This window comes from Cnuella takakiae (genome assembly GCF_001953305.1).
GTDB lineage: Bacteria > Bacteroidota > Bacteroidia > Chitinophagales > Chitinophagaceae > Flavisolibacter > Flavisolibacter takakiae.
On the sequence record NZ_MTFE01000010.1, the window covers coordinates 3295841 to 3309348 of the forward strand.

14 protein-coding genes are annotated in these 13508 nt (G+C 48.9%); 11 read left to right on the forward strand and 3 right to left on the reverse strand.

Features of this window, described 5'->3' with window-relative positions; all coding sequences use genetic code 11:
* The first annotated feature begins 40 nt into the window (after window positions 1-40).
* Both BUE76_RS14370 and BUE76_RS14375 read left to right on the forward strand, forming a co-directional pair.
* A complete protein-coding gene (locus tag BUE76_RS14370) occupies window positions 41-406 on the forward strand; it encodes a LysM peptidoglycan-binding domain-containing protein (protein ID WP_073041087.1) in 366 nt (121 codons plus the stop codon).
* Window positions 407-490: 84 nt separating this feature from the next.
* Entirely contained in the window at window positions 491-1546 is a 1056-nt protein-coding gene (locus BUE76_RS14375) for an endonuclease/exonuclease/phosphatase family protein (protein WP_073041089.1), read from the forward strand.
* 90 nt (window positions 1547-1636) lie between these two features.
* Here BUE76_RS14375 and BUE76_RS14380 read toward each other — a convergent pair whose 3' ends face one another.
* Both BUE76_RS14380 and wrbA read right to left on the reverse strand, forming a co-directional pair.
* Window positions 1637-2392, reverse strand: a complete 756-nt coding sequence (locus BUE76_RS14380; protein WP_073041092.1) for an acyl-CoA desaturase — start codon at window positions 2390-2392, stop codon at window positions 1637-1639.
* Between the two features lie 211 nt (window positions 2393-2603).
* Entirely contained in the window at window positions 2604-3224 is a 621-nt protein-coding gene (wrbA, locus tag BUE76_RS14385) for an NAD(P)H:quinone oxidoreductase (RefSeq protein ID WP_073041094.1), read from the reverse strand.
* Window positions 3225-3343: 119 nt separating this feature from the next.
* Here wrbA and BUE76_RS14390 point away from each other — a divergent pair, with 119 nt between their 5' ends.
* From BUE76_RS14390 to BUE76_RS14420, 7 genes are all read left to right on the forward strand, one after another.
* Window positions 3344-3607, forward strand: a complete 264-nt coding sequence (locus BUE76_RS14390; RefSeq protein ID WP_073041096.1) for a hypothetical protein — start codon at window positions 3344-3346, stop codon at window positions 3605-3607.
* Between the two features lie 109 nt (window positions 3608-3716).
* The gene (locus BUE76_RS14395) at window positions 3717-6107 is read left to right on the forward strand and encodes a TonB-dependent receptor (RefSeq protein WP_073041555.1); all 2391 of its coding nucleotides are present in this window, start codon (window positions 3717-3719) and stop codon (window positions 6105-6107) included.
* Between the two features lie 118 nt (window positions 6108-6225).
* Window positions 6226-7017: a hypothetical protein gene (locus tag BUE76_RS14400; protein ID WP_076026738.1), complete on the forward strand. Its 792-nt coding sequence runs from the start codon at window positions 6226-6228 to the stop codon at window positions 7015-7017.
* Between the two features lie 18 nt (window positions 7018-7035).
* Window positions 7036-7638: a hypothetical protein gene (locus tag BUE76_RS14405; protein WP_073041100.1), complete on the forward strand. Its 603-nt coding sequence runs from the start codon at window positions 7036-7038 to the stop codon at window positions 7636-7638.
* A 160-nt stretch (window positions 7639-7798) separates the two neighbouring features.
* Complete coding sequence (locus BUE76_RS14410) at window positions 7799-8110, forward strand: hypothetical protein (protein WP_073041101.1); 312 nt, start codon at window positions 7799-7801, stop codon at window positions 8108-8110.
* Between the two features lie 97 nt (window positions 8111-8207).
* Window positions 8208-8480 carry a hypothetical protein gene (locus tag BUE76_RS14415; protein ID WP_073041103.1) on the forward strand — a complete coding sequence of 91 codons (273 nt, stop codon included), beginning with the start codon at window positions 8208-8210 and terminating at the stop codon, window positions 8478-8480.
* 73 nt (window positions 8481-8553) lie between these two features.
* The gene (locus BUE76_RS14420; RefSeq protein ID WP_216820665.1) at window positions 8554-9114 is read left to right on the forward strand and encodes a YciE/YciF ferroxidase family protein; all 561 of its coding nucleotides are present in this window, start codon (window positions 8554-8556) and stop codon (window positions 9112-9114) included.
* Window positions 9115-9322: 208 nt separating this feature from the next.
* On the opposite strand, the gene clpB is transcribed toward BUE76_RS14420, so the two are convergent.
* The gene (gene clpB, locus BUE76_RS14425) at window positions 9323-11947 is read right to left on the reverse strand and encodes an ATP-dependent chaperone ClpB (protein WP_073041107.1); all 2625 of its coding nucleotides are present in this window, start codon (window positions 11945-11947) and stop codon (window positions 9323-9325) included.
* 64 nt (window positions 11948-12011) lie between these two features.
* Between clpB and BUE76_RS14430 the strand changes: the two genes are divergently transcribed.
* Window positions 12012-13070, forward strand: coding sequence for a serine hydrolase domain-containing protein (locus BUE76_RS14430; RefSeq protein ID WP_083596397.1), 1059 nt, complete (start codon window positions 12012-12014; stop codon window positions 13068-13070).
* 80 nt (window positions 13071-13150) lie between these two features.
* Window positions 13151-13501: a hypothetical protein gene (locus BUE76_RS14435; RefSeq protein ID WP_216820666.1), complete on the forward strand. Its 351-nt coding sequence runs from the start codon at window positions 13151-13153 to the stop codon at window positions 13499-13501.
* The last annotated feature ends 7 nt before the right edge of the window (window positions 13502-13508 follow it).

Here is a 13508-nt window from a genome sequence, read left to right on the forward strand (position 1 = left end):
ATCTCTTTTTCAAAGCATAACAAATAGCAAAATCATTTTTATGTCAGCAATCCAAACAAAATACCAGCAGGTAATAGACATGGCCCGCAATGCAGGCGTGAAAGATCTAACAGTTAGGGAAGAGGGAAATATCCTGTACATCGATGGTACTGCCCCAGATGAGCAGTCCAAACAAAGGATCTATGATGTATACAACACCCTGAACCCAGGTTTCAAGTCGGCAGATGCCATCATCAATATTAAAACAGGTGGAAAGGAATATGAAGTAAAACCTGGTGACACCTTATCCAAGATCGGCCAGCAACACGGCGTGGATTGGAAAACAATTTACGAAGCCAATAAAGACAAGATCAAAGACCCGGATATGATCCAGGCTGGCTGGAAATTGAAAATACCTCAGGCCTAAATGTCGGTAAGGGCCCGGCTAGTGGGCCCTTAGTTTTTCACGCCACGACAATGGTTTTACAACAGTACTGGTATTTTTTTTCACATGATTACGGCACTTTCAATATTAAGTTTATTGCTGATCATTACGGCAGCCCTTACACTAGTACGGCACAACTTCTGGATTTTCAAAGTATTTGAGTATCCAAGGCTGCAAAAGCTTTTCCTGATGGTAGGTTGCCTTGTTGGCTGGATTGCTGTTTGGCCGGCACTTACCACATTCCACCTGGTGCTGTTTATCCTGCTGCTGGCATTTTCCCTATTCTATTGTTCCCGCATTTTGCCCTATAGTACTTTATGGCCCAAGGAAATCAAAAGAATGCCGCCTTCGGCAAAAAATGTTGACCTAAAGTTGTTTGCTGCCAATGTACTGCAGGACAACCGGGAGTACCACCGCCTGCTGAAACAGATAAAAGACATGGATGCCGACATCGTGTTTTTGCTCGAAACAGACGAAGGCTGGGCACAGGCGATGAAAGAACTGGAAGCAACTTACCCCTACAAATTGCTCCAGCCAATTGATAATACCTATGGGCTCCTGTTCTACAGCCGGCTAAAAATTCTTTCCGGTAAAGTTTTGTTCCGGGTAAAAGAAGGTGTGCCCTCGATTGATGCCATTGTGGAGCTACCCAACGGCCGCCCCATACAAATATGGGGGTTGCACCCCGAACCTCCTGTGCCGGGCGAAAACCTGTTTTCTACTGCCAAGGATAAAGAGTTGATGAAGGTGGCCCTGCTGGCAAGAGAGTGTAAATTACCCTGTATTGTTTTTGGCGACCTCAACGATGTTGCGTGGAGTCATACCACAAAACTGTTCCGCAAAACCAGTGGCCTGCTCGATCCCCGCATTGGCAGGGGCTTTTACAGTACTTTCTCTGCACACCATTGGTGGGTGCGCTTCCCGCTGGATTATATTTTTTGCTCTACCGATTTTGGTTTGGTGCGTATGAAAAGGCTGCCGCCAAATGGCTCCGACCATTTCGCCACTTTTGTGCACCTTGTTTATGAACCCAGGCTGGAACCTGTTCAGTCGGGATTGGAAGCCAGGAAAGAAGAAATCAAGGAAGCCCGCGAAATGGCAACACAGGAAGTGGAACAATAGTTTTGCAACATAAAAAAAAGCGCATCCAAACCTGACCGTGTTTTCAAGGAAACAAGTCAGCCTGGATGCGCTTTTTTATGTGTATACCTGCTACCCTACAGCAACAGGCTCTTCAACTTTGCGGACAATGCTGATGATCCGCGCTTTATCCATCAATTTAATTACTGGATAACAAGGATCAAACTCGCCTCGCTTCATGGCAAAATTGCTGCGCGATGGATATTTATGGTGGTTGTTGTGGTAACCTTCACCCAGCATCAGCCAATCCAAACGAAACAGGTTGCGGCTGGTATTATCCGTTTCAAAGTTCACTTCGCCATACTTGTGGGCAAACCAGTTGATGATCACTCCGTGAATGGGTCCCATGAAAATATGTACCGGGATGAGCAGGTACCACCAGGCACTGGGGGCAAATGCTACATAAAACCAGGTATAAATGCCCGCCCATAAGATCCTGCTGTATATGGTATTACCCCAGGTATCAAACCAGCGCCAGGTAGGCAGGTTTTTCAAAAAGCGGTCTTCAAGCGGTACCCGGCTCTTCAATATATCTACATATGTTTTACTGGTACGCAACATCATGCTGAACAGGTTCTTGTCGTATGCAGGCGAATGCGGATCCAACTCCGTATCGGTGTAGGCATGGTGCATCCGGTGCAGAATGCCGTACACCCGAGGGCTCATATAAGAAGAACCCTGAGTAATATAACAGTAGAGGTAAAAAAACTTCTCCCAACCTTTTCCCATGGTAAAGGCCCGGTGGGCTGCATAGCGATGGTGAAAAAAGGATTGGGCAAAAAGAGAAAGGTACCAATGCAGGACAAAAAATAAGAGAATAGCTACCACGCTGAAAAATTAACCGGTTTTGTAAAAATGCAATAATAAGCCTAAGGGGCCAGAACCAAATACTGAAACCCTTTCCAGGAACTGTATGGCCACTTGCCTACAAACTCCTGAAAAGGGCATACCACCATCCTTGGTCCGAAAACTAAGGTGGTTGCGGGGCAAATTGTACCCCAATTTTATATTTACCGGCAGTAAGATGCCGATTTTGCCTTTATTGCTGGGTGAGTCCGTTTTTAACTGCCGCAGCAATCATTACCGTACGCCTTGCCTGGTGTGCTACCGCTTTTCTTACGGCCTCGGCATTTTGGATTTGACCATCTACAACAGATGCGCTGGCACCATAGGGGTTACCGCCTGCGGCAAAAATATCGGGTGAAGTATAGCCCGGGCCGGCAATGATGCATCCCCAATGGAACATGGTGGTGTACAGGTTCAACAGGGTTGATTCCTGCCCGCCATGTGGATTTTGGGCCGTGGCCATGGCACTTACTACCTTATTGGCCAGCTTGCCATGGTACCAAAGACCACCTGTGGTATCAATAAACTGTTTCATCTGTGCGGCCATGGCCCCATAGCGGGTAGGCACGCTGAAGATATAAGCATCAGCCTCCTCCAGGTCGGAAAGCTGTACTACCGGAATCCCGGCGGTTTCAGCCACATGCGCCTTCCACAAGGGGTTTGAGTCGATGGCACCCTGTGGGGCCAGTTCGGGAGCTTTGCAGATTTTCACTTCCGCACCTGCTTCTGTTGCGGCCTCAGCGGCCCATTGCGATAATTGGTAGTTCGCTCCTGTAGCGCTATAATAAACGATCGCAAGCTTGATTGCTGCCATAAATAGAAGTTTTGCTTAAGGTTGCAAAAATTGATCCGCTGGTGTTGAAACATCAAAATAGGCCTGATCAGAAATCGCTCATGGCAGGGATATTGTAACTTGCCAAAAAACGATTTTATATGTCTGCTTGCAATTTCACATTCCCGCTTAATGGCTCCCCTGCAACCATGCTGCAAAAGGCCCGTACTGCTGTTACCAGCCAGGGCGGCAATTTCCAGGGCAACGAAGACGCCGGCAATTTCAGCCTTACTGTATTTGGCAATACCATTGCCGGGTCGTATTCGATAGCCAGCAACAATATGGACATCATTATTTCCGAAAAGCCTTTCCTGCTACCTTGTGGTACCATCGAAGGTTTTCTGAAATCCCAACTGGGTCTTTGATTGAATAGGTTGACCAACAAGCGCCCCGGTACAATGCTTTTTGCATCGTACCGGGGCATTTGCATTTTACAAACCAAGGCCAAATAACCGGCACCTTACCTTTGCGGCAATGAAATGCATCATCGCCGCTTTTTTTTGCCTCACCGCTTTTGTTTCCTCCGCACAAAACCTGCACCTGAAGATTATCAACCCTGCGCAGCAGCCGGTTCCTTTTGCAACCGTTACCCTTTTTCCCGAAAAGGACAGCACACAAAAAAGCACCAACAGGTCTGATGCAGCGGGTATGACCAACTTTACCCTAGCGCCCGGAACCTACCAGGCGAGGGTCAGCTCCGTTGGCTATATCAATATAAACCAGATGATTGTTGTTGAGCAGGCAACAGAACTAACACTGACCTTGCAACCAGAAACTAAAGCTTTGAAGGGCGTGACCATTGTGGCTTCCAAACCCCTGGTGCGGCAGGAAGATGATAAAACCATTGTAGACCCTGAGCCATTGGTCCCAGCTTCTACCAACGCCTATGAACTGCTGGAAAAAACACCGGGAGTATTTGCCGACCAAAATGGCAATGTCTTTCTCAGCAGCACCAGCGCTGCCGCTATTTTCATCAATGGGCGGGAACAAAGAATGAGTGCAGCAGATATTGCCACCATGCTGAAAAGCCTGCCTCCAAACGCCATCGCATCCATTGAAGTGCTGCGTACGCCCTCTGCTCGCTACGATGCATCCGGTGGAGGCGGCATCATTAATATCATCCTTAAGAAAGGAGTTCGCATAGGTATGACCGGTAGTGTAAACCTGGGCATGAACCAGGGCCGGTATGGCAACCAGTTTGCCGGCCTAACCCTAAACAACAACAATCGCAAGTGGAGCAGTTTTGCCAACCTGCAATACAACCACCGCAACAATTACGAACAGCTCAATACCGACAGGGTGTTTGGCGGCGATACCCTGCTGCGGCAGGCTGCTCGTACAAGTTACCCTGCCCAGTCGGTTTATGCCGCCTTCGGTACCACCTTTAGCCCAAATAAAAGGGTGGACCTTTCCTATGATGGCCGCATTACGTTGAACCAATCAGATAACCGGAGTACCAATTTGTCGGTGATAGAGGCAGGCAACACCAAAAACCAACTGGCCAAGAATATAGCGGATGTAACAACAGGCAACAAAGGACTGGTATTGGTACAGGGGCTTTCTGCCAAACTGAAAGGGCGCAAGGAAGGAGATGAATGGACAACCGACCTGAGCTATACCCTCCTGCCCTCTTCCCTGCACCAGGATTTCCTGACCACCTATCTTTTGCCCCAGCGGCCGGCTCTGCCTGCCAATGGCAAACAGGAAAGAGGCGTTCAGCAATTTCAGGCGCAAACCAACCTGGTCCATAAAATTGCAGGTGGCATCAGGCTGGAAACAGGCCTGAAAACCACGAATATCTGGCTGGACAGCAAAGCTGATTTTGCATACACCATTAATGGCAATATGGTTCCCGATAAGCTGCGCACCAACCGATACCGGTACGACGAACACATCCATGCAGGTTATTTACAAGGCTCCAAAAATCTAAAAGGCATTGTAGTGAAGGCAGGTGCCAGGGTAGAGCATACCCGTATGGAAGGCCGTCAGCAGGTGCCTTACGATACCGCATTCCGCATCCAGCGCACCGACGCATTTCCGTATGTATACCTTAGCCGCAACCTGATGCGGATAGCTGGCTACGACCTGAAAGCCTACCTGGTGTACCGCCGCACCATCAACCGCCCGGCATACGAATACCTGAACCCGGCACCAAAGGTGATCGATCCCTACTTATATGAATCAGGCAATCCGGCACTCAGGCCCCAGTTCACCCAAAACTTTGAGGCCAATGTATCGGTTGATGAACGGCCCATCATTGCCGTTGGCGTAAACAATACAAAGGATATCTTTTCGCAGGTAGTGTACCAGGCCGATACAAGCAGTGCGCTTACCTACCGTACGTACGACAACCTAGGCACCAACAAGGAAATATACTTCAGGGCACTGGGTGCCATACCGCCCGGCAAGCGCTACTTTTTTGTAGCGGGTGTACAGTACAACCACAACCTGTACGCTGGTTTGTACGAAACCAAGCCCCTGAGCTTTAGCCGTGCCAGCTGGACGGTGTTTACATTTCATTCTTTCAAAATCAACAAGCTGACAACCCTCAACATGAATGGCTTTGCCCGGTTTAAGGGCCAGTTGCAGTTTTATGAACTGGGGTCCTTTGGTGCACTCAACTTCAGCCTGAACAGGCAACTGCTGCAAAAGAAAATGACCCTGGGTTTCAGCATCAACGATGTATTTTTCACCAACAACAACAGCTTTGTACTCCGGCAGGGATCCATTAATGCAAAAGGTTACCGGGAGAACGATTCGCGCCGTTTTGGAATAACGCTGCGCTACAATTTTGGCCTGCGGAAAAAAGAAGAAAACGGTTTGATGAACATGATGACCGCAGAACCGAATACCACGGGTAATTAACCGCTTGTAATGTTGCGCATAGTAAGGGTTGCTTTGCCGGATATCTTTACCACCCAATTAAGTCGTCCCCTTGAAAAGCAGCCTTTTCAAAACTAATTTGCTGTTTAAATCCCTTACTATGCACCCCTTAAAATTAGCCTTTGGCAGTTGTATCCTGCTGGCTATGGCTGCCCCTGTCCATGCACAAGGTAAGTTTCTCAAAAAAGTATCTAACGCTGCCAACAATGTACTTAACACGGTAAACAGCGGCGGCAACAACAGTTCGCCTGCTGGCGGAACACCTGCCGGTGAACTGCCGAACGCTTCACCTTCCAGCAGTGGCCGGCCTACCAACAAGGCCGGCCTGGGACTGATTGCCACGCCCCCTGATGTGGCGGCCAATCTTACTACTTCAGAGTCTGCTTATGCCACCAAAAATTATGGAGAAGCCAGGTATGCCCTGCAACAGGCCATGCTGGGTGTGGAACTCCAGATCGGCCAAAGCATCCTCAAAGCTTTGCCCGAAGAAATCTTAAGCCTTCCAAGGCAGGCACAACAGGACCAGGTAGCCTCTACCGGATGGGGCTGGGCCGGGCTCATCATTAAGCGCGAATACCAGAAGGAGGACAAAGCCCTTACCATTAATATTACCAACAATGCCATGTGGATGCAGGCCATCAATATGTACTTAACATCCGGCATGATGAACCAGTCGATGGGTGGCCAGCAAAACTGGAAACAAACAAGGCTGAAGAACAATCGTGCGGTGATCGAGTATGATGAAAGTTCGGGTTACAAACTCAGTGTGCCCCTTGGACAGTCCACCCTTTTCATGCTAGAAGGCGTCAACTTTGCCAATGAACAGGAATTCATGAAAGCCGCCGAAGCGGTGGACATTGAAAAGATCAAAGACCTGCTAAACGAAAAATAAAACCCTCAACTTTTTTATATGAAACTGCTTATAGTAGCCCTTGGCCTTTTGCTGGGCAGCAGCCTGCAAGCCCAGGATTTTGCCAAACACCTTACCGAAGCCCGCACCGCCTATACCGGTGGTAAACTTGAGGATGCCCGCTTTGCCATGCAGCAGATGATGCATGAACTGGACATCATTACCGGTAAAGAAGTCCTGACCCTGCTGCCACAAAAACTGGATACACTTTCTGCCAATATCCCCCACGATGAAGTAACAGGTGCTTCTGGTTTTACCGGTGTGGTTATTCACCGCGACTACGGGAAAGCAATTGCCCAGGATGGAAGTGAGGACAAGGTCAGCCTGGAAGTAATTACCAATTCACCCCTGCTTGGAGCCCTCAACGGCTTGCTGGCCTTGCCGATACTGGGAAATAATCCTGACCAGAAAGTGGTCAAAATAAACGGGTATAAAGCCCTGGTTACAAAAGTGAGCAGCACGGGAGAAAAAGATGCATTCGAAGTACAACTGCCCTTGAACAATAGCCTGATCACCCTGAAGGCACCCGGCTATAACCAGGACAAAATAGTAGCTATGGCCAATACCATCCCAGTTGCAGCTATTGCTAAAGCTATTCAATAACAAGTCAGAAAACTTAAAAACAAGCCGGAAGCAAGCGCTTCCGGCTTTTTTTTGCCCTTTGTAGAATTGGGGTGCATCGTTGCCCCAAAGTTTACACTGGCACTGTTTTAGGAGCACTACTGAACCTTGACATCATTGTTAAACCCTTAGACAAAACACTATGAAAAAGATACTTTCCATTGCAGCAATCCTTGCTGCCACAAGCCTAACGGTACCTGCATTTGCACAAAACAGTAAAGTGGAGAAAGTGGGCCAGGACATAAAGAAAGGCGCAAAAAAAGCGGGCAACAAAACTGCAGAAATTGCCTCCAAGGGTAAATCTCGGGTTACCGATACCGAGCACAAGGACAAGGTTGGCCCCAATGGTGAAAACATTTTTATAGATAACCACTCCCGTTATTACTGGGTAGACGATAAAGGCAAGCGCCACTATGTTACTGAAGGACAATTAAAGGACAAGCCCAAAGATTAATCATCGGTATAGCACTACATGGTGCTTCAGAAAAGGCCTCAATACTAAAAGTTGAAGGTGCTTAGGCACCATACTTGTGCACCCTAAAAAAAAGATTATGAACAACCAACCACAGGAAGGAAGCGGCAGCGCCGAAAACCAGGGCCGCAGCCGCATTGAGCAAAGACAGCCTATGCGGGATGTAACTGAGGAGCAAAAGCGCGACATAGAACAGGAAATAGGCACCGGTAGTGGTTCAGTAGCCGGCATCGGCGAACTGGGCGGCAACAGTGGTCGCGATGATGCCTCAGGTGGCAGTGGCGATGGTATGGAAAACCAGCATACCCGGCAGGCAACCGACGGACGACCTAGCCAGGAAGATATCAGTTAAAGCTTTTCACCCTTAATCGTTTGAACGGAACAAATTATACCCGTTCAGGCACAAATAAACCGTTATGGAAAAAATGCGTGATTTAAGAGACCTGCTTACCCATGAAGTAGCAGATCTTTATTCGGCAGAAACACAGATTATTGAAGCCATGCCCCAGATGATTGCCAAGGCACACAACCCCCAACTGCGCCTGGCACTGGAGCAACACCTTCAGGTTACCCGCAACCAGGTAGACCGCCTGACACAGGTGCAATCCATTTTGGGCGACCACCAGCAACAGGATGATGGCGGCTTGCTGGGCAACCTTTTTGGAAAAGGCGTAAAGTGTAAAGGCATGGAAGGCCTTATTGAAGAAGGTCAAAAAGTGCTTGCAGAAGACATGAACCCCGAAGTGCTGGATGCGGCTATTATTGCCTGCGCACAAAAGATTGAACATTACGAAATCTGTGGTTATGGTACGGCACGAGCCTATGCCCGCCAACTGGGGTTGCAGGAAGCAGAACGACTGCTGGAGCAAACCCTTGATGAAGAGCACCAGGCCGATGAGCTGATGACCTCTATGGCCCTCAACAGTGTAAACCTGATGGCCGAAACAAGTGGCGGCAGCACCGGCACACAGTATAACAGTTTATAGTTTGTAGCAGGCAGGGCAAGTTTAATATCAGCAAGGCAGTAATAAAAGCAAGGAACAGTTACAACCTGAATTTGCCGGACTCTACAATATCAAAGATCCGCTACCCATTTAATCTGGTTCTTTTCACACAGCAGCACACAAAATGGCCTTCCAATTGGAAGGCCATTTTGCATTTGATCCTTACTCCGTTCTTACCCCACTTCACGCATCACTGCTCACTCATCACCCCTTGCTCTACATCATTCCGAAACACCACTACGCCATCAAACACATCTACCAGTACGGGGTGCGATTTATCTATATCTCCTGCAAGGATCTTTTTACTCAGGCCATTCACAATTTCCTTCTGGATCAAACGCTTTAACGGGCGTGCTCCAAACTGCGGGTCAAAGCCATTCTCCGACAGGTAATCCAGCAGGTAATCGGAGAACTGTAGTTGGATGCCATTGCGGCCGACCAACTCTTTAAGGTTGTTCAGCTGTATGCGAATGATACCTTTTATCTCGTTCCGCATCAGGGGCTGGAAAAGAATGATCTCATCTACCCGGTTTAAAAACTCGGGACGGATGGTTTCTTTCAAGCGGCTCATCACTTCAGTTTTGGTACGCTCCAGCACCACATCCAGGTTACGCTCCGTAACATCGGCGAAGTTTTCCTGGATAATGTCCGAACCCATGTTGGAGGTCATAATGATGATGGTGTTTTTAAAATTCACCACCCTGCCCTTGTTATCTGTAAGCCGGCCATCATCCAACACCTGCAACATGATATTCCACACATCGGGGTGCGCCTTTTCAATTTCGTCGAGCAGTACCACCTGGTAGGGCTTGCGCCGTACCGCTTCGGTAAGCTGCCCTCCTTCGTCATAACCAACATATCCGGGAGGCGCACCAACCAGGCGGCTTACGGTATGTTTTTCCTGGTACTCGCTCATGTCAATGCGGGTCATCATGTGCTCGTCGTCGAACAGGTATTCGGCTAAAGCTTTGGCCAGCTCTGTTTTACCTACACCAGTGGTACCCAGGAAGATAAAGGAGCCTATTGGTTTCTTGGGATCCTGCAAACCGGCGCGGCTGCGGCGGATGGCATCCGCAACGGCTGTTATGGCTTCTTCCTGTCCCACCACGCGGTGGTGCAGTTCGGTTTCTAGGTGCAGCAGCTTTTCGCGTTCGCTCTGGAGCATTTTACTCACAGGTATTCCCGTTGACTTGGCAATACTTTCAGCTATATCTTCTGCATCCACTTCTTCCTTCATCAGGCGGCGGCTGTTCTGGCTCAACTCATTGAGTTCAGATTGCAACCCGTTGATCCTGGCCTCCTGCTCTTTCACACGGCCATACCGGATCTCGGCTACGCGGCCATAATCTCCTTCCCTTTCCGCCTGTTCGGCCTGCAGCTTCAGGCTTTCAATTTCAGCCTTGGCATTTTGGATTTTCTCCACCAAGTCTTTTTCTTCCTGCCATTTGGCTTTCAGGGTATCCCGCTCCACGGCCAGGTTGGCAATGGATGTATTCAGTTCCTTCAGCTTCTCTTCATCGTTCTCGCGCTTGATGGCTTCCCGTTCAATCTCCAGCTGGCGGATGCGGCGCTCCAGTTCATCCAGCTCTTCGGGCATGGAGTTCATTTCCAGGCGCAACTTGGCGGCGCTTTCATCGATCAGGTCAATAGCCTTATCGGGCAGAAAACGGTCGGTAATATAACGGCTCGACAACTCCACAGCAGCAATGATGGCTTCGTCCTTAATGCGCACATGGTGGTGCGTTTCATAACGATCCTTCACTCCGCGCAAAATGGAGATGGCATCTTCCATGGAAGGCTCTTCAATCATTACCTTCTGGAAGCGACGCTCCAAGGCTTTGTCTTTTTCAAAATACTTCTGGTATTCGTTAAGGGTGGTGGCGCCTATGGCACGCAGCTCGCCACGGGCTAGTGCTGGCTTAAGGATGTTGGCGGCATCCATGGCACCCTCACCACCACCGGCACCTACCAGGGTATGTATTTCATCAATAAAGAGGATGATCTCGCCTTCGGATGTAGCTACTTCTTTCACTACTCCTTTCAGACGCTCTTCAAACTCTCCCTTGTACTTGGCACCTGCAATGAGCTGGCCCATATCAAGGGCATAAATAATTTTTGATTTCAGGTTTTCGGGCACATCACCATTTACTATGCGGATGGCAAGGCCTTCGGCAATAGCTGTTTTACCCACACCAGGCTCTCCCACCAGGATAGGGTTGTTCTTGGTGCGGCGCGAAAGGATGTGCAGGGTGCGGCGGATCTCTTCGTCGCGCCCAATCACCGGATCCAGCTTACCCTGGCGTGCCATTTCATTAAGGTTTTTGGCGTACTTTTTCAGGGTGTTGAACTGGGTTTCCTGTGTTTGGCTGGTAACGGTGTTGCCTTTGCGCAGGTCATTGATGGCGGCAACCAGGCTTTTTTCGGTGACGCCAAAATCTTTTAGCAGCTTGGCGGTATTATCGTTGCCCTGCACAATGGCCAGCAGCAGGTGCTCAGGCGTAATGAATTCATCCTTGAACTGCTTGAGTACGGCACCGGCACGCAATACCACGTTGTTGCCATCACGGCTGATTTGCTGGGCGGGCTCACCACTCACCTTTGGCAAACGCTCAAGTGCCTGGTCCAGTCTGCTTTCCAGTTGCGGAATGTTCACCGCATTTTTCTTCAACAGGTATTCCACCGGCGAATCTTCCTGGTCGAGCAAAGCTTTAAGGATATGCTCCGTTTCAATCTGGCTGTTGCTGCCATTAAACGCAAGCTGTTGCGACTGCTGGATGGCTTCGGCGGCTTTTATGGTAAAATTGGATAGGTTCATACCAATAGTTTTTTGTTTTACGTTGTATGTTTAGCAAACCATAATCCATTTCATTTTTCCCGCAATGATGTCAGCTAAATTCCGTACTAACTGCCTGAAAGCCAGTCCCGCTTTGCTTTTCCTGTTATTTTTTCAGTTTGCAGGGGCCCAAAACCGCTTTGAAGGGGCCGCAGCCATCATAGACCAACAGGCAAAAACCCTGAAACAGGAACTTGTGCTGGTGGTTGCCAGCAAAGACACCACGCTGTTTACCAAAGACAGCAAAACCTTTAGTGCCCTGCGAGGCCAGGCCGACCTGGGACAAAGCAGCCAGTGGCTGACCGCAGCACTGGTGATGGTACTGGTAGATGAAGGCAAAATATCGTTGGACGATAAGGTGAGTCAATACATTCCAGCCTTTGCTTCTTATGGTAAAAGCTATATTACTATAGGCAATTGCCTGTCTCACTTTACCGGCATCCACAATGAGACGAATAAAGCAATCAAATTTTTTGAAAAGAAGAAATTTGCCAACCTGGAGGAAGCGGTGGCGGGTTATGTAAAAAAAGAAATCCAAAACAATGCAGGCGAAGCCCATCGCTATAACACCATGGGACCAGATATAGCCGGTAGGGTACTGGAAATTGTGACCAGGAAAAAATTTGATATGCTGGCACAACAAAAACTGCTGCGGCCGCTAGGTATGCGCCAAACTACCTTCAGCACGCTGGATGGATCGGCGCTTTCCCCTGCAGATGGTGCACGCGGCACGGCAGCTGATTATACCCGGTTTTTGCGCATGCTACTAAACAATGGTATGCACAATGGCCAGCGGATACTTAGTGAAGCATCGGTGGCAGCACTGCGAAAGATTATGACCTCACCAGCCAACCGCAAGTTCAGCCCGGAAGGGATGCAGGGTTTTGAATATACATCTGGAGCCTGGTCGGTGGGCACGAACCCGGGAGCGGTGGCCGATGTGCTATCGGCACCATCTTTTGGCGGTACTACGCCATTGGTTGATTTCTGCCGGGGCTATGCATTTATGTACCTGCAAAAAGAAGCCACGGAGGAAGCCAAGGTGCCGGTGCGGAACCAATTGCGTGCAGCACTCGAGCCCCTTTTTCCAGGTAAATGCCAATAATCAGGAAGTTGAAATAAAATAAGGGATGATACCACGCCGGTATCATCCCTTATTTTTAGGGTCCACCATTCCTGCTTTAGATGATGTACGAACATAAAACAGACCCGATACTTCCTGCTCCCTTGTACTACAAGCGTGTAGCCTGGAATTTTGCCGTGGCCATGGGCATCCTGATGAACTGTATCATCATCGGAGTGTTAGGCTACCACTACCTCGCTGGCTCAAGCTGGATTGATGCTTTTCATAATTCCAGTATGCTGCTGAGCGGTATGGGCCCGGTCATCACCATTGAATCTTATTCAGGGAAAATCTTCTCTTCCCTATACGCTTTGTTCAGTGGTATCGTGTTTGTAACTACCATGGGCTTTATACTGGCACCTTCCATTCACCGCTTTTTTCACAAGCTGCATCTGGAAGAAGACAACAAGTAAGGGGCAG